The organism is Streptococcus sp. 2579 (assembly GCF_013277195.1).
Lineage (GTDB): Bacteria > Bacillota > Bacilli > Lactobacillales > Streptococcaceae > Streptococcus.
Map to the genome: position 1 here is coordinate 161,806 of NZ_VMMM01000003.1, position 15,253 is coordinate 177,058.

20 protein-coding genes and 2 pseudogenes are annotated in these 15,253 nt (G+C 42.5%); 2 read left to right on the forward strand and 20 right to left on the reverse strand.

Annotation, left to right across the window (positions count from 1 at the left end; all coding sequences use genetic code 11):
• Positions 1-101: 101 nt before the first annotated feature.
• A complete protein-coding gene (locus HT725_RS01520) occupies positions 102-869 on the reverse strand; it encodes a class I SAM-dependent methyltransferase (RefSeq protein ID WP_050971369.1) in 768 nt (255 codons plus the stop codon).
• Between the two features lie 341 nt (positions 870-1,210).
• Between HT725_RS01520 and HT725_RS01525 the strand changes: the two genes are divergently transcribed.
• Both HT725_RS01525 and HT725_RS01530 read left to right on the forward strand, forming a co-directional pair.
• Complete coding sequence (locus HT725_RS01525) at positions 1,211-1,360, forward strand: hypothetical protein (protein ID WP_162489709.1); 150 nt, start codon at positions 1,211-1,213, stop codon at positions 1,358-1,360.
• Between the two features lie 141 nt (positions 1,361-1,501).
• Entirely contained in the window at positions 1,502-1,681 is a 180-nt protein-coding gene (locus HT725_RS01530; protein WP_023937752.1) for a hypothetical protein, read from the forward strand.
• Positions 1,682-1,992: 311 nt separating this feature from the next.
• On the opposite strand, the gene HT725_RS01535 is transcribed toward HT725_RS01530, so the two are convergent.
• From HT725_RS01535 to HT725_RS01620, 19 genes and pseudogenes are all read right to left on the reverse strand, one after another.
• On the reverse strand, positions 1,993-2,949 hold the full coding sequence (locus HT725_RS01535) for an N-acetylmuramoyl-L-alanine amidase family protein (RefSeq protein WP_173218461.1): 957 nt from the start codon (positions 2,947-2,949) through the stop codon (positions 1,993-1,995).
• The gene (locus tag HT725_RS01540; RefSeq protein WP_173218459.1) at positions 2,949-3,284 is read right to left on the reverse strand and encodes a phage holin; all 336 of its coding nucleotides are present in this window, start codon (positions 3,282-3,284) and stop codon (positions 2,949-2,951) included. The genes HT725_RS01535 and HT725_RS01540 overlap by 1 nt, the downstream gene beginning before the upstream one ends.
• Positions 3,285-3,298: 14 nt before the next feature.
• A complete protein-coding gene (locus tag HT725_RS01545) occupies positions 3,299-4,123 on the reverse strand; it encodes a collagen-like protein (RefSeq protein ID WP_173218457.1) in 825 nt (274 codons plus the stop codon).
• A gap of 5 nt (positions 4,124-4,128) precedes the next feature.
• Complete coding sequence (locus HT725_RS01550; RefSeq protein ID WP_112445809.1) at positions 4,129-4,449, reverse strand: hypothetical protein; 321 nt, start codon at positions 4,447-4,449, stop codon at positions 4,129-4,131.
• Between the two features lie 6 nt (positions 4,450-4,455).
• Entirely contained in the window at positions 4,456-4,932 is a 477-nt protein-coding gene (locus tag HT725_RS01555; protein ID WP_173218455.1) for a hypothetical protein, read from the reverse strand.
• 17 nt (positions 4,933-4,949) lie between these two features.
• On the reverse strand, positions 4,950-5,387 hold the full coding sequence (locus HT725_RS01560; protein WP_173218453.1) for a hypothetical protein: 438 nt from the start codon (positions 5,385-5,387) through the stop codon (positions 4,950-4,952).
• A gap of 10 nt (positions 5,388-5,397) precedes the next feature.
• A complete protein-coding gene (locus HT725_RS01565; RefSeq protein ID WP_173214043.1) occupies positions 5,398-5,550 on the reverse strand; it encodes a hypothetical protein in 153 nt (50 codons plus the stop codon).
• Positions 5,543-6,133 (reverse strand): hypothetical protein, encoded by a 591-nt coding sequence (locus HT725_RS01570; protein WP_173218451.1) that lies wholly within the window; start codon positions 6,131-6,133, stop codon positions 5,543-5,545. The genes HT725_RS01565 and HT725_RS01570 overlap by 8 nt, the downstream gene beginning before the upstream one ends.
• The gene (locus HT725_RS01575) at positions 6,130-6,336 is read right to left on the reverse strand and encodes a hypothetical protein (protein WP_173218450.1); all 207 of its coding nucleotides are present in this window, start codon (positions 6,334-6,336) and stop codon (positions 6,130-6,132) included. The genes HT725_RS01570 and HT725_RS01575 overlap by 4 nt, the downstream gene beginning before the upstream one ends.
• Positions 6,329-7,237: pseudogene (locus tag HT725_RS10175) on the reverse strand (tail fiber domain-containing protein); the annotation flags it as partial. The pseudogene HT725_RS10175 and the gene HT725_RS01575, both read right to left, overlap by 8 nt.
• Before the next feature lie 189 nt (positions 7,238-7,426).
• Positions 7,427-7,804, reverse strand: a pseudogene (locus HT725_RS10180) (gp58-like family protein); the annotation flags it as partial.
• A gap of 6 nt (positions 7,805-7,810) precedes the next feature.
• A complete protein-coding gene (locus tag HT725_RS01585) occupies positions 7,811-8,176 on the reverse strand; it encodes a hypothetical protein (RefSeq protein WP_173218446.1) in 366 nt (121 codons plus the stop codon).
• A gap of 8 nt (positions 8,177-8,184) precedes the next feature.
• Positions 8,185-8,706, reverse strand: a complete 522-nt coding sequence (locus tag HT725_RS10385; RefSeq protein WP_173218444.1) for a hypothetical protein — start codon at positions 8,704-8,706, stop codon at positions 8,185-8,187.
• Entirely contained in the window at positions 8,703-10,508 is a 1,806-nt protein-coding gene (locus HT725_RS01595; protein WP_240147140.1) for a phage tail spike protein, read from the reverse strand. The genes HT725_RS10385 and HT725_RS01595 overlap by 4 nt, the downstream gene beginning before the upstream one ends.
• On the reverse strand, positions 10,505-11,203 hold the full coding sequence (locus HT725_RS01600) for a phage tail protein (protein WP_173218442.1): 699 nt from the start codon (positions 11,201-11,203) through the stop codon (positions 10,505-10,507). Before HT725_RS01600 ends, HT725_RS01595 begins: the two co-directional genes overlap by 4 nt.
• Complete coding sequence (locus tag HT725_RS01605; protein ID WP_173252920.1) at positions 11,203-13,986, reverse strand: PblA; 2,784 nt, start codon at positions 13,984-13,986, stop codon at positions 11,203-11,205. Before HT725_RS01605 ends, HT725_RS01600 begins: the two co-directional genes overlap by 1 nt.
• Positions 13,986-14,372: a DUF5361 domain-containing protein gene (locus tag HT725_RS01610; protein WP_173252922.1), complete on the reverse strand. Its 387-nt coding sequence runs from the start codon at positions 14,370-14,372 to the stop codon at positions 13,986-13,988. The genes HT725_RS01605 and HT725_RS01610 overlap by 1 nt, the downstream gene beginning before the upstream one ends.
• An 11-nt stretch (positions 14,373-14,383) precedes the next feature.
• Positions 14,384-14,659 (reverse strand): hypothetical protein, encoded by a 276-nt coding sequence (locus HT725_RS01615; protein WP_050365284.1) that lies wholly within the window; start codon positions 14,657-14,659, stop codon positions 14,384-14,386.
• Positions 14,660-14,664: 5 nt separating this feature from the next.
• Complete coding sequence (locus HT725_RS01620) at positions 14,665-15,222, reverse strand: phage tail protein (RefSeq protein WP_173252970.1); 558 nt, start codon at positions 15,220-15,222, stop codon at positions 14,665-14,667.
• Positions 15,223-15,253: the final 31 nt, after the last annotated feature.

Genomic DNA, 15,253 nt, shown 5'->3' on the forward strand with positions numbered 1-15,253 from the left:
GATTTTTATATAGAATCAGCTATAGCATGCTCTAAAGACTATCCGCTTGATTTTATATCGAAAAGCTTCTCCATAATTTTTCACAATTCTTTCCCTTAACTTTATTTTCGAGCGATAAACATTCCATATTCTTTAGGAATAATCAACATACCATTATTAAACTCAGTTTCCAACCTTTTACGAATTATTTCCTCTTCTAGCGAACCTATTTCTGAAATTCCTTTAAAGGATTGGATGTATTTAACTAGGTCATCTATACTAGTTACCTGTAACTCATCATCATAGAGCAATGTATCGACAGAGTTAAAACACCTACTCAGGTACCTTTTACCATTTTGTAAAGTAAAAGTTTTATTTTCCAAATCTTGATTGACCTCATCTTTAAATAAGCTTGCCAAATAATCTACAACTCCATTTTCACCAAATGTAGCACAGTAAAAAATTCCGCCTGTTTTTAAGACTCTATTCACCTCAGAGAGCGCTTTAGGAATATCATTTACATGATGTAGAAGCATATTAGCAATAACAATATCAAACGTTTCATCCTCAAAAGAAATCTTTTGAATATCCATTATTTCATAGTTAACATTGTCTCTATTTCCAATCACTGATCTCGTTGTTTTCACCATATCTTTAGAAAAATCTGTAATAACCAACTGCTTCATTTTATCTATAGAATCACTGTTACTTTTCCACAGTTCTCCTGTACCACATCCCAATTCTAGAACCTTTACTTCATCAGTGATTTGGTAGTTGGAAAATATCCAATTGTTAAATCCTAATTTATTTTTTGAATACTTCTTATGTATTTTTACTCTAATATCAAGATTATCTTGTTTTGCATATTGTTCAATTACTTTATCATCCATTTTCTAGTCCTTCCTTTCATATTTTAAGATTATACCATAAGTGAAAAACGTTTACAAATAGTTATCATCACTTGTAAATAGTTGAGTTTTTACTTATTTTTCGTTAAAATCATTTTCGTTAATTGCTATCATTTTTTTTAATCGTATTCATCATCGTATTCACTTTTGCCCGCATAGTTGAGAAGGTTCCAACTTAAAGTTCAATAGTTTACAAATAGAAAACTGTGATTACTCACGGTCTTTTTTTAAAAAAATAAAATAAAAAAACTCCATCAAAACTCTTGGCTTTCTCGGTATACCGTGATATAATATAATCAAGATAAGGAAAGGGGGTGATGAAGTTGAACAAAGAAGATTGGCTTAGGTTACTTGAAAAGGCAATAGACAATATTCCTGAAACAGTAACTGCTATCGCAAGTCTAGTGACCGCAATAACGGTCGCAAGGCAAAACAAAAAGCGTAAACCGAAATCCCGCAAAAGAAAAAGGTAAACGCTAAGAGGTTGGGGCGAAAGCCCCTCACACCTCTATTTTATCAAATGGAACGAGGAAATGCAATGGTTAGTGCAATAGCTATTTTTATAATTGCAATTAATGTATACATTTATCTAAAAAACAAAAAGGACAAATAAGATGAGAAAAGTTATTCAAGAATTGTTAGACAGTTCGATGTCTACATCTGCTATTTCGCAAGGCGCTGGAGTTCCATGGACTACCGTTTCTGACCTCAGAAAAGGAAAAACAAGTATGGACAAAATGGCACTTCTCACAGCGGAAAAACTTTATGAATTTGCTACAACTGATAAGCAGTGATTTCGGTCACTGTTTTTTTATTTTTAACAAAACACCGTTTTTGACAATAATACCCTGCCATTACTCCTCCCTATTCTTCAAGAAAACGCTTTTTTGAACAATAGGATTTAGATTTTGATTTCTAATCGTTCAAAATGCGTGTTTTTGCAAAATAGAAATACAAACTCTAATTTTGTTAACGTCAACAAAATTGACAACCAAGCGCTTTGTAAAGCTATTTGTTGATGTCAACAAGTCAATTTCAGAGCAAACAAAAAAACCGCAAGCCTGAGCCTGCGGTGAAAGAACATTTTAGAAAGTTTCCTTTCTATTTATTTAACTGTAATCAAGCCTTCTGGCTCTACTGTGAATTCTGGCTTATCTGCCAGTGTTCCATCTGGTTTAATGTAGTACCAGCCTTTTTTATCAGCTGATTGGATAAAGGAATTTGATACCATGGCGCCTTCTTTAGCGTCTAGGTAGTACCATGTGTCCTTGTATTTGACCCAACCTGTCTTCATGGCACCCTCTACGTCGAAATAATACCACTTATCAGCGATTTTCTTCCAGCCTGTCGCCATTTCACCTGACTGGTCAAAGTAGTACCAGTTGCCGTCTGAGTGCTTCTTCCAGCGGTCTGCAAGCATATAGCCTGAGCCGTCGAAGTAATACCAGGTTCCGTTGACCTTCTCAAACTTATCTTTTGGATAAGAGCCGTCTGAGTGTACATACCAATAGCCTGTATCGTTCTTCTTCCAACCTGTTTCAATCGTCAAGCCGTTTTCAATATCCTGCTTGAACTGTTCACGACTAACGCCCCATTTGGCAAGATAAGGATACGGGTCAACATGGTCTGAGTTGTTGTTAGGCTGGTTATTGGTACAGTATTCATGCGTCTTGATACCTGCCAAGTCATCTGTATCAAGCGTTTTCGGCAAACCTGCTTCATCAGCTAGATTGCGTAAGAGTTCGATATAGAGGCGGTAGTCAGCCATGAACTCTTCTTTAGTTGAATGGCTTTCAATCAATTCAACTGCTGCATAGCTTTCCGCATTCCAACCGCCTCCAACGTCCCAAGATCCGTTATTTACAGGGCCTACTTGCATGACACGACCGTTACCAACGACATGAGAAAAGAATCCAAGTTCAGGGTTCTTTCTATAGTGGTAGTCCGCCTCATTCTGAGCGGTTGAGTTGCGGTTGCCTGTTGAGTGAGCATGTACTTGTCTATAAGGTTGCACTCCGACTTGTGGCAAGCCTGTACGTAGTCTGCTTGTATCGATATCCATTACTCTTGTCCTTTCCAAGCGTCATTCATCTGCTTCACTGCGGACTCCACAAAGGTATCCAAGTCCTTGTCGGTCATGCTGATGTTATATTTGAGCAGCTCTGCACGGATTTTAGCGCGAGCCTGTGCCAGTTTTTCATCTCCCTTGTAGCCAGTTTCAGCAGCAACCTGCTCCACGGCATTAACTGCGTTCTTGGCTAGGATTTCAGCGATGATAACCGCTTTCTCTCCACCTTTACGCAAAAGATAGTCTTTCACTGCTTTTACAATACCGCCTACTGCTACTGCTAAAAAGCCTGTCGCAAAGGCAATGATGAGTTCGTTAAATTGTGTCATATGTTGTTTCCTTTCTATTTTGGTTCATACACATCATAGATAGTATGGGGGTCTTTCGTTCTGATAGATTCATATTGAGCCTTTGTACCAACCCAATATTTCAAGGCTTGCCCACCGTTTTGGTTGATGATGTTTTGGCCGGGCGCTCCTGCTGGGCCACGTTCTCCTGTGGCTCCTCTAGCGCCTGCTGGACCTGTTGCACCATCACTGACATTATCAAGACGTGTGCTAGCAGCTGCTTTAATGCCGTTGTGCGTTACAACTATGTAGACCTCAAACCAGCCTCCTGAACGCTGAGTAGCGTTCCACTGACCAAATTTACCATTTGCATCAGGCGTTTGATTTCTCAAAACACCCCAGCTATTATTCCCAAAACCTCTGTAGTAATAATCAAGAGTATAGCCACTGGTTAACCGTGTTCCGTCATAGTAGACGTCCGCGATCAAATTCAACTGACTAGTCGCACCGTTTCGATAGCTTCCCTCAATACGTACATTCGCATTTAAGCTGTGGCCATTTTCCCCTTTTAAGCTTTCTCTCTGGCTGGAGGTCAGATTGTCAAATGACGGGCGATTTTCCAAGGCGGAAATCCTAGCCTTGATGGGGATATCATTGTACAACTCCCATTTTTGGGCATAAGTAGACAAGTCTTGGTGGGAGGTCAAGTAGCCTTTCTTTTCCAGCTCCGCTTTTGTAACGAGGGTTTCTGGATTGACTCTCGGTCTACTCTCAAGGGAGCCCAGTCTTTCCTGGACTTCCCTATCCTTTAACTCTGAATCTTCTTTGATTGCCTTGACATCCTCACCGATTGCTCTTGCTAGATTTTCAAGGTTACTCATAGCACTCACGCTTTCGCTGCGTTATAGGTTGCGACCAAGTCAACATTGGCAATCTGATCTACACGTCCGCTGACTTCAGTTACTTTGCCAAGAAGTGCGCTATTTTCATCTTGTCCCATACTTGTGATTTTTTCCGCGATTTCTTTCAGTGTGTCAAGATTTTCAGGCGTTCCCTCACCCAAGATTTCAGCCTTAACTTCAGATTTAGCTTGGGCGATTGCCTGATTCATGGCAGACGTGCTGACTTTCGTTTTCAGCTCTTCGTTTACCTTTTTGTTATCTTCCCCCACTGCCTGCGCAAATGCTGTTAATTTTGTAGTATCCATTTTGTGTTACACCTTTCCTAAATTGTAATAAAAGAGCAGGTCTGGCAATTCCTGACCTGCTGGGCTCTCGCCTACAGTTCTACCTGCAAGCTGTTTTTCGACTTCTTTTGCAATATCCAGCTCTTTTAGAGCGTGGACTTCTTCTGTGACCAATTCCTTATCTGAGGCGACTATCTTGATATGGACAGATTTATCACTGGGGAAAACATAGCCTCCAGCCGTGATTTCCAAGCGATAACTCCCAATGGGCAAGATAGCGTCCAGATGAAAACTCACACCTTGACTGGTAACAGCTACCTGCTTTTTCCACTGGTAGCCCTCCTTGGTCAGACTGATCAGCGCCTCCTCCCCTTCCAGAGAGGAGATGACTTGGTAGTCTTCGTCTAAGAGGGCAAAACCAAAGGTGGAAGCCAAGTCCCCTTGTTTAATCAGGTGACCGCCGTCAATCTGCCGCAAATTGGTCATATTGAGATTACAGACCATTCTGCACCTCTTTCTATCTAATCATCTACTAAGATGTCTTCCTTAATCTCCAATTTTCCAAAATCGTTGAATAAGCGGTCTATGTAGCCATTACCTCCTAAAGCCTTGTAGCTTTTGTGCAGACTTTCCACTAGGGAAAATTCGTCTTTTGAAGTGAACCCTCTACGAATAGCCCGTCGCATATCACGGTCAAGGCGCAACTTCATAGTATTTAGATGCGCCTCGTCGTGCACTTTTAGCTTTTCCTGTACTTCATCGATTTTGGAATTGCTATCTTTAGCGGTAGTCTGGACATCTTTGATCTGTTTCTTGACTTCGCTCAACTCTGAAATGATTTGGTCTGTCTGTTCCTTTGATTTCTTCGGCAATTTGTAGCTGAGCCAAGCTATAATAATCGGTGAAGCTGCTGATAGCACGTTCATGAAGAAATGCTCTATTGATTGTAAGACGTCCATAAGCACCTCGCTAGTCTGCCAGATGGCTCAAACCACGTCGCTTCAATTCCTTGCGCACACGGTCTTTCCAGCGTTTATGTACCCATGAAAAGTCAACTGCTCCACGTTCCAGTAGGTTGATGTACATATCGATTTTTGCTTGGTCTAGTGTAATCTTACTCATTGCTGCTACCTCCATTGTCTTCACTAGGGCTCTCTTGGTTTGTCGTTTCAGAAATGTCATCTTCTTTCTCGCTTTCTTTGTTATCTTCTACCGCTGGGGTTGGTTGTGTAGGCGCTTCTGCTACTGGTTGTTCAGTAGTTGGCTGCGCTGAGGCTGGGTCATCAGCTTGGTTTTCTGTGTCCGTAACCTGAGGGGCTTCCTCTTCTGCCCCCTCTTTCTCCCCCTGGTCAGGCTCTCCTTGAGCTTCCAGCTCTTCCAATCGCGCTAAGATATCTTCAATATCCTGAGCATTCTGGAGATTGACCTTCTGCATGCCATCCATGAGTTGGTTGGCTTTCTCCAGCGCTTCCGTCGTTTTAGCCAACTGTTCTTGGTTTTTGACAATAGCGCTTGTTGGGTCAAGTTCGGTGCGAACCAATTCCAAAACCGCTTGGATAAGGGCGTCCTCACTATCCTGTGTATGGTCATCTAGTAATTCGCACTGCTCATAAGAATAGCGCCCCTTGTTTTCCATCTTGATGGCGACAACTGTTACATTTTCCCCACCTTTCAAGTAGGGCTTAATTGCAAGTTCATAGCTCATTTGTTAGCTCCTTTCATTTTTACTTGCGTTTCTTCAAATAGTTCTTTAAGGGCTGGGTCATATTCCAGCACCGCCTTAAAGGCCTGTAATTCAGCCAAAGTCAGCGTATAACGTGCCTCTAAATGAGCACGACCCAATTCGCCTTCTGCCAAGCGGTTAACGAGTGACTCAGCGACTAGCTTGTCGATTGTGTTATTATCCATGTAGTTTCTCCATTTCTTTGATTTTTTGGTCTAGTTCTTGGACTGCTTTCAGCAAGTAGGGGACGAAAGCAGTATAGTCGATGTGCAGATAGCCATCTGGATTCTCAGGGTCTCGTGAGATAACTTCTGGAACGATAATCTCAGCCTCTTGTGCAATCAAACCGATTTCTTCGTGTTTCTTGCTTTCTATGAAATCAAAAGCGACTAAGTTCAGTCTGTTGATTATATCCAAGGCTTTCACAGCTGTTTCTGTGATGTTTTCTTTCAAGCGTCTATCTGAAGATTTGTCTATCCAGTGCTTTACCGTTCCCTCGCCTACCTGGTTCCACCACACGACCTTATTTTGATGTCCCTCCCTCGGACTCCAACCATTTCCCAAAATTTCTTGTTCGTACATATGAATCCCATTGACAAAAATAGGCGATTTTTGAAATTCTGTCCGTCCATAAAACCTAGCATTTGATGTGTTTGAAAAGTCGACCTTAGCGTGAAAATCCGCATCATTCTTACAATTCATTTTTCCTGCGGTTGTCACGTACCAGGCATTAGGTCCTGCGTGATTCCAATTACTCCCCCAATTCGCCCAGAAGGCTGTTCGGGTATCACCGAAACTTCCACCATTTCCCATTCCTACCGCAAACGTATTTGTGCCAGATATCCACTTGCCACTCCCGTTTGGGAAACTCCCGATGGTAAACCCTCCAATTTCACCCTGATAGGCTTGTAGGAAGGTTGAACTAGATACGACAGACTCAATCTTGGTTGTGAAGATTTCCTTAGATGTCAACTTGTCAATCAAGGCATCTCTAGCGGTCAGGTTCCGAATCAGGGCATCGTCTACGCTGATTTTATCGCCTGTGATGGCACCTGCTTGGATATGGTCAGCAGTGACAGAACCAGCGGCCATCTTCCTAGCTGTTACAGCACCATCTACCAACATATCTGACTGTACTCGAACGTGCGGAGCGATGATATCCACACCTCTAGGGCTTGCGGAAATGGTAGAAGCTAACTGCTCGCCCGTCAAGGTAGTTGAGCCGATGGTCACACCTTCAGGCGTCACTTGTACCCTCGCACTATTAGCAGCATCTCGCACTTCCTGCCTGATTTCTCTGGCAGTTTGAGCAATAGCACTCTTGACATTCTTGTCAAAGAACTGAGTCAGCGCCCCTTGGTTATTCTGCTGGATTTTGCCCCATAGAGTACTGTTTGGATCTCTCAGTTCCAGTTCAATAGAACGCATATCCTTGAAAAGACCTGACAGGGTACGTTGCGTTACAGTAGGCTCCACGAAGCTAGTCGGGAAATCCCCCTGCTCCAGCTGAATATCCGTCAGCACCGTGTCACCCACACAACCCATATGGTGCAGTTTCAGCAGTTCATCTCGTGTCCGTGGCTGAAAGACCTTATAATACCGCCCGTTGTGCTCAAGAGCAGGCGAACGGACGTTTTGAATGGTTATGTCCATGTGTTACTACCTTTCCTCGTAAAACGTCATGTAGATATCTGCGTTTCGTGTATCAAATAACCTTTGAGCTTCATTAAAATCACCTGGGCTTTTTAGTTTAGCAATAACGTGAGAATTTCCATATCCTGCTCTCAAGGTGATTGCTATAAGTCTTTCGCTCCGACCTATATAAGCAACTTTTGGAAACGAAATATCCCTAAACGCATCACTGTAATTAAAAATATTCATTTCACTTGAATAGTAATTGTGTGAAACAGTCCCCATAAATCCCAAGTAAGGCACTATTGTTTTCCTTTTCTCCCAAACCAACTTATCACCTACATAACGCTGAGTGATTTCCTTGCCACCCACGTAAATTCCTTCTCTAGCCATACTACCTCCTATTGACTAAAAATATCGTAGATAGTGTTACTATCCTTGTTGGCAATCGCGTCATATTGAGACCTTGTACCAGACCAATATTTCATTGGTTGCCCGCCGTTCTGATTGATGATGTTTTGCCCTGGCGCTCCATCCGCACCTCTAGCTCCTGCCGGTCCTGCTGGACCCTTTGCACCAGTCAATCCTCTAGGCCCTTGAATGCCCTGCAGTCCTTGTTGCCCTCGTTCACCTTGGACACCCTGCGGACCACGCAAACTTTCTCTCTGTTGACTCGTCAAGTTCTCGAATCGCATAACTCCGTCCGCTCCTCGTGATCCTGTTTCCCCACGTTCTCCACGGTCACCTTTTGGTCCTGTTAGATATTGAAGAGCTGAAAATCGGTCACGGCCATTTCCGACCTTGACCTTTCCTGTATCGCTCTCGATACCTAACTCTCCATCAAGTAAGACCAGAGTGCTACTTGCCCAGTCACTCGCTGACATGCGTTTATGTTGTACCCTCACTGGGATTGTTTCTGTCATGTTCTTCCTCCGTCAAAAATAAAAGTTGGACTCTCGCTCCAACTTCCCTCATATCTAGCATTTTGTCCGTCCGCAACCGTCTTGTAGACTGGCGCTAGTTCAATCCGTCTTGTCTGATTGTCAATCGTCACAGACTGCTCTACGTTCTGATACCATTCTCCTGAGAAGGTCATACGATAAGTACCGTAGTAAACTGCTAAGACCTGCTCTTCTTTCTGGGTCAGGTCTTTATCAATCGCTGGCATGACCGTATTAGCAGGCGCTAAATGAACGTGGCCACCATAGAACAGTGTCTTATTGACTACCACAGTCACATCCGTCTTACCGTAAGGTGTGCAGGTTGCTGACCAGCTTATGACGTACTGCTTACCAAGTTCAAAACCCTCTCCGTTGTGTCCTACTTCCACGAAATCCGTTCCATAGCTGATTTTCTTGGCCGTGCCACCATTTAAGCGATTCTTGTTGTACCGGGTATTTCCGTCACCACCTATCAGGCTTGCGTTGACTCTTGCTGTTTCACTAACCTGCTCCAGCTTCTTGCTCAGTTCAGCGATCGAGTCCGCACCACTCATCAGTTCCTCACGAATCCGCTTCACGAACTCAGGACGCTCTTTTTCCATTTCCTCATGGATTTTAGCGCCCATTTCTTCGGCCTTAGCCTTGTACTGCTCGATGGCATCCGTGATAGCTTTCTCACGCTTGGCAAATTCAGCATCAAAAGCACGATCAGCGTTGGCAATTTCCTTTTTCAAACGTTCCTCAAAAATCTGATGCAGATTTCGGCTTTCATTCAAAACGGCATCATTTACAATCCCACCGATCGCATTCGCAAGACTCGACTGGAAGGTTCCGAATCCAATTGTCTTCAAGCGTTTTGCCATTGGCGAATAGGTATATTTGGTGATTTTCTTACGAACATCAAGACCATACCACTCATGGTAGATACTGACCACATCGAACATCTGCACCGCAACATCGCTCTGACCGACAACCGAAATTTCAAGACTATCTTCCAACATATCGCACATACTTGTCCGAAAATACTGTTTACCATATTCAATCAAGCTAGCTTGGTCTTTGACATTCTGGTCATTGACCTCAACAACTGCTTCATAGATTTGGCTATATTTCCCGAGTAAGGGGCTATCAATCACCACCATATAATCAACGTCAGGCGCCTTTTCTCCCTCGCCTTTAACAGTCGTTTTAAAGGTTATCCGAGTTTTCAGCGATTTGGTAGAGGTCTTATGCTGGTAGCTAGACAGGTTTTTCTTGTACATAAAAAGCGATTCATTTTCTGAACCGCCATTCTTCAACAAACGTAAGTTGTAGCCATTTCGCACCATATCTCCGCCCCACTGACCAAGGATAGAGTGCTTGTCTTTCGCCAAGACCTCCATCGCATTCTTGTCCTTGATGTTGAGCGTATGCCTATCGTCAATATCTGAGAAGAAAGAAAAAGGATTGGCTCTGGTAATACTACCAGCCAATGCGCTCAATACCCTCGTCCCACTGACACGGTCAACCTCGATAGAGCTGACGATATAATTATTCAACAGACTGATAACCTGATTAGCGTAGACTTGGATATATCCTTGTTGTTTTTCAACCTCAAAAATATAAAAATCCTGCTCACCATGCAGATCGTCTGCAGTCAGAAAAGTTTCCTCTTTCAGCAATTCCCACTTGGGATCCGATGTAGGAAAACGAAAGGTCAGTTGATAGGTATTGTTCCGCTCCTGGACAATTTCGTCATTGTAGGCCTCGTTTAAAGGCGTATTGCCTTCAGTAAGATAAATCATAAGATATACCTCCAATTCGGCCGAACCGTGACCTTACGAACCGAACCAGTAAAGACCAGACCGTTATTCCCGACTGCTAACTCAAAGAAGCCTCCACGCTTACGTAGCGTATTTTGAACCGCACCATCTGCGTTGTAGATATTCTGTTTCTTATGTCTACAATCAATAGTCACTTTTCGTCTAATGGTCAAGTGCATGGTTGTCCGTCCGATAGTCAAAGAAATATCACCGTCCCCTTCAATCTCAATCACAGGCTCACTATAGACAGAGCCTGGATTGTTGACATTACCGCTTGCGGTAAAGATAAGAGGAGCAACATTTTTCTGATAACGGAATGGTTGCATACTCAGCTTGATTTCTAATTTCCAGCCGTGCATACCTTGGGGCTTGTATTTTGCACTGACGAAATCAGCATAAAAAATAGAGCCTAGTTGGTAGCTAAACTCTAGCGTATTATCATTTGGTTGGAATCTCTCAACAATTTTAGACGGGTCTACCGTCCTTGGAAGGTAAAATGCAAATGTTCGTTCATAACTCTCATAAGCACCGTCCAAGACACGGTAATTCCCGTTAACCCCAAATAGGGTAGCTGTTTCTGAAACTTTAGGTTTAGCAGCCTCCACCTCGCCAAAATCTGTCACCACGCAGTTAGGAATGGTTGAAGTATTGAAACCATTGATAATCATGTATTCCATTAAATTCCCTCCCTAGCATAAATCGCACCTTGGCGTTGGTAGACGCTCATTGAAATTTTATCAGCGTCCAGGTAAGTATCTGATGGCTTTTCAAGGATAGCAGTAAGGATCTTCTCCATACTTGCTCTCAGAATCGCTATCTCAGACACGGTTTGACTATCTTTTGCCTCGATTTGAGCACTTGGCATAGCCAAGCTTGCTTCAAGATTCCTGGCAATAGTCGGTGTTCCACTCAAACCAAAATCATCATTTGAAAATGCGTTTGAGATTTCGCCAGCCATTCCAACGACCGATTTCTTAACATCTTTGAAACGGTCTTGCAACCCTCTATCCAAACCTTGCATAATCGCATTACCAGCAGGAATCAAGAGCTTGCGGTCATACTCAATCGGACCTTTGTGGTCACGAATCCAGCTAGCAATACCACCAACGAAGTCAGTAACCGCACTCCAAGCAGATTTCAAACCATTTAAAAAGCCATCAAGGATAGCTTTACCTGCCTCCCAAAGGTCAATGTTTTTGATTCCATCGAATATGCTTGTAACCTTATCAACAAGATCACGAACACCTTGTTTCATGCTTTCCCAAGCATTTTTAGCTCCTTGGACAAGTCCATCAATCAGCCCTAAGACAGTTGATTTCAACCCTTCCCAAGCACTGCTTGCGACAGATTTGATAGTGTTCCAGATGTTAGATAATATCTGAGCAAAACCATCAAAGATAGCCTTACCTGCAGCGGACAACCCTTTCCAAATTGTACTAAGAGTGGTAGAAAAGTTTTCAAAAATAGCAGTAGCATAACCTACGATAACATCCACGACTCCAGAGAAGTATGTTTTAATCCCTTCCCAAATCATAGAGATACTATTTTTAATCCCTTCCCAGATTAGAGAAAGATCAGCCCCCAGCTGGTTAAAGTTCCCTGTCACAAGGTCGATGATGATGAGAATAGCACCCAAGAAAATAGATTTGATGAAGTCCCAAGCACCTTGAAAAATCATCTTAATTCCTTCCCAAATTTGAGTAAGACCATCTGAAATATTGTTCCAAATATTCATGAATCCATTAATGAACGGTTGAACAATCGCCATCACTGCTGTTGTGATAGCTGTCCATGCCACAGATGCAGCTTCTTGAATACTTACCCACAAATTACTAGCACCTTCAGAGATACCAGACCAAAGACCAACAAAGAAATCAGCAATCCCCTGCCATGCCTGTTTAATCAAATCTACAAAAGATGACCATATTTGTCTACCTGTTTCAGTCTGAGTGAAGAACCAAGCTAATGCGGCAACTGCAGCTGCAATCCATCCTATAAGTGGGATTGAAGAAATAGTTGCCGTAATACTCGTAGCAAAAGTTGTTATTGCTGTCTTAGCAATAACAAGAACTCCACTTATTCCGCCTAAACCTTGTAAAAAGTTTGCAAATTTCACTACTGGCAAACCAACGCCAAGAGCAACTACCGCTGTCTTCAGTAAATCAGCTGCTAATTTATTTTCTTTGAAAAAGTTAGTGATTTCTTTTAGGATAGAAGAGCTGATTCTCAATGCTGAACTCAAAATTTCAAAAGCAGTTCCAAGAAGATTGACTCCCTGCTCACCACCCTGAATTCCTAAGAGATCGCCTACAAAATCAGCTACGATGCTACCAACATTACCGATAACTGACCCGATATTCTCAAAGGTTACACGGATATTGTCCGCAATATTAACAATTTGGGTTGCCGCTTCATCGCTAAATCCTAACGTGTTTAGGATATCGATATTCCCTTGCCTATCCATTGACCCGAAGATCATATCAAAAAAGGTTTGGAAAATTCCTGTCACACGTCCGATTTGGTCATAGACTGCACTACCAAAAGCGTCCCCAAAAAGCTGAGAAGCTAAAGAGCTTACGCCTTCGGTCAGTACTACTCCTAATCCTGATAAGATATTTCCTATCATTGGTAAGAAGTTGCCAAAAAGGAAAGTTTTAGTGGTTTCTAGTAAAGATTGTAGTGCTGGCGTAACGTTTTCGCCAATAGCTATCTTCCCAAGAACATTTTGAGCAGCTGCCTTCATAGATTCAAAAGATCCAGTGAAAGTTGTTGCTGCCTCTCTCGCTGTTGTACCAGTGATGTCCAAATTCTCTTGGATGGCGTGAATGGCGCTATAAACATCTGACAAGTTATTTATGTCATACTTAACACCTGTCAATTTTTCTGCATCAGCTAAAAGCCGTTGCATCTCTTGTTTTGTACCACCATAACCCAATTTAAGGTTATCAAGCATCGTATAATTTTGCTTGGCAAAACCTTGATAAGCCAGCTGAATGCTTTCCATAGATGTCCCCATCTTGTTAGCATTATCCGACATATCAATCATAGCCATATTAGCTGTTTCTGCCGCTTTATCTGTATCTCCACCAAGAGATTGTAGTAAGCTGGCTGAGAAACCTGTAACATTTTCCATATAGGCATTGGCTGACAGACCTGTGGTTTTGTAGGCCTCGTTTGCAAATCCTTTGACCTTATCAGCTGAGTCTTTAAATAAGGTTTCGACACCACCAAGCGATTGTTGAAGTGCTGCCCCTTCGTTTATCGATGCTCCAATGGCCTTACCAATTCCAGCAGCAGCAATAACTCCTGAAACAGCCCCCATCATTTTGGATCCGAGGGATTCGCCTGCGCTAACGCCAGCTGAGGCGACTTCACCACCCATTTCCTTTTGAATCATGCCACTAATACCTTTAGCAGACGGAATGATTTGTACATAGGCTTTTCCTAATTCGGTCGCCACTATTCATCACCTCCTGTTTTCGCAAGTAAAGCCTTGCGATAGTTTTCAAAGTCCTCACCAGATTCAAAGACGAGATAATCCCTTTCGTCACTCTCTTCTTTGTGATTCTTTGTTAGCATTTCAGCAATTGATGCAGGGCGATTAACACCCTTTTGCCCATCCTTAGTTTGCAACCACAAAGAAAGAGACAATCTGTCTACGATACTAGCAAGTAACGTCGTTTCCAGAGGGACGATTTGGTCAGACATAAACTGCTTTATCCGCGAATCATCACGCAACCCATACGCAAAAACAGCCACCTGATTTAAAGGTAGCTGTTTATAGTCGTATATTTGATAGGTTTCTGCTAAATCACAGATAAGGGCATCTTCGTCCAAATTCATCATCTGAGCAAGGACTAGGATTTTTTTAAGCCGTTAACTGATTCAAAAACACTCTTGATTTCATCTGCCATTTTATCATTTGGCACAATGCCATCTTCTTCTCTTAGGTGGTCTTTAAAAGCCTTGGCTTGCTCATCTCCGAATAAAAGTTTTACAACTTTAGGAAAGACTTGACCTTGTCCTTCGTCAACTTCACCAATCAATTCCAACAATTCATAGTTGTTTAAACGACGCTCAGAAATTTCGAATTTAAAGCCTAACTTCGTTTCCCCTTTGAATGTTTTACTCATTTATTTTACGCTCCTTGAATGTATTCGTAGTGAGTGTTCTCACTGTTGTCTGGTAGTGCAGTGATCGTCAATTCATAGCCGATAGGTTCGCCGTCTTTATAGCTGATTTCGCCAATTTCGCTAACCTTACCACGAGGAATGACAACACGTTTCACATAGCTGTTTTTTAACAATGTATCGATAACCAAGCAATGTTCAGGCAATTCTTTACCATTAGCTTTTACAGTGATACCTGTTTCAAGGGTTCCTGAAACGTTATCTGGGCCATACACTTCTTTCAAAACTTCAATGTTAAGACCCTCAATCAATTTGTATTTAAAGGTATCTTTCTTTTCAGTTTGAGAAGACAAGACTGTTTGTCCTCCCCAAGCCTTGACTTCTTCTGACTCTGGTGAGTTCTCATTGGTCAATCCATCTTCTGAAATATACCCAAGCGTTTTAAATGCTGGGTTCAAGGCTGTTTTTGCATTCGTTGGAAGATCTGTTCCAGCTGGAGCAGTAGAAACCGCCCCTCCGATTTTGGGCTTAGCAGCCGTTACATTTGATGCTGATGCAGTCGTCATATTCTTTCCTCCTATTGATTCTGCATTTTGT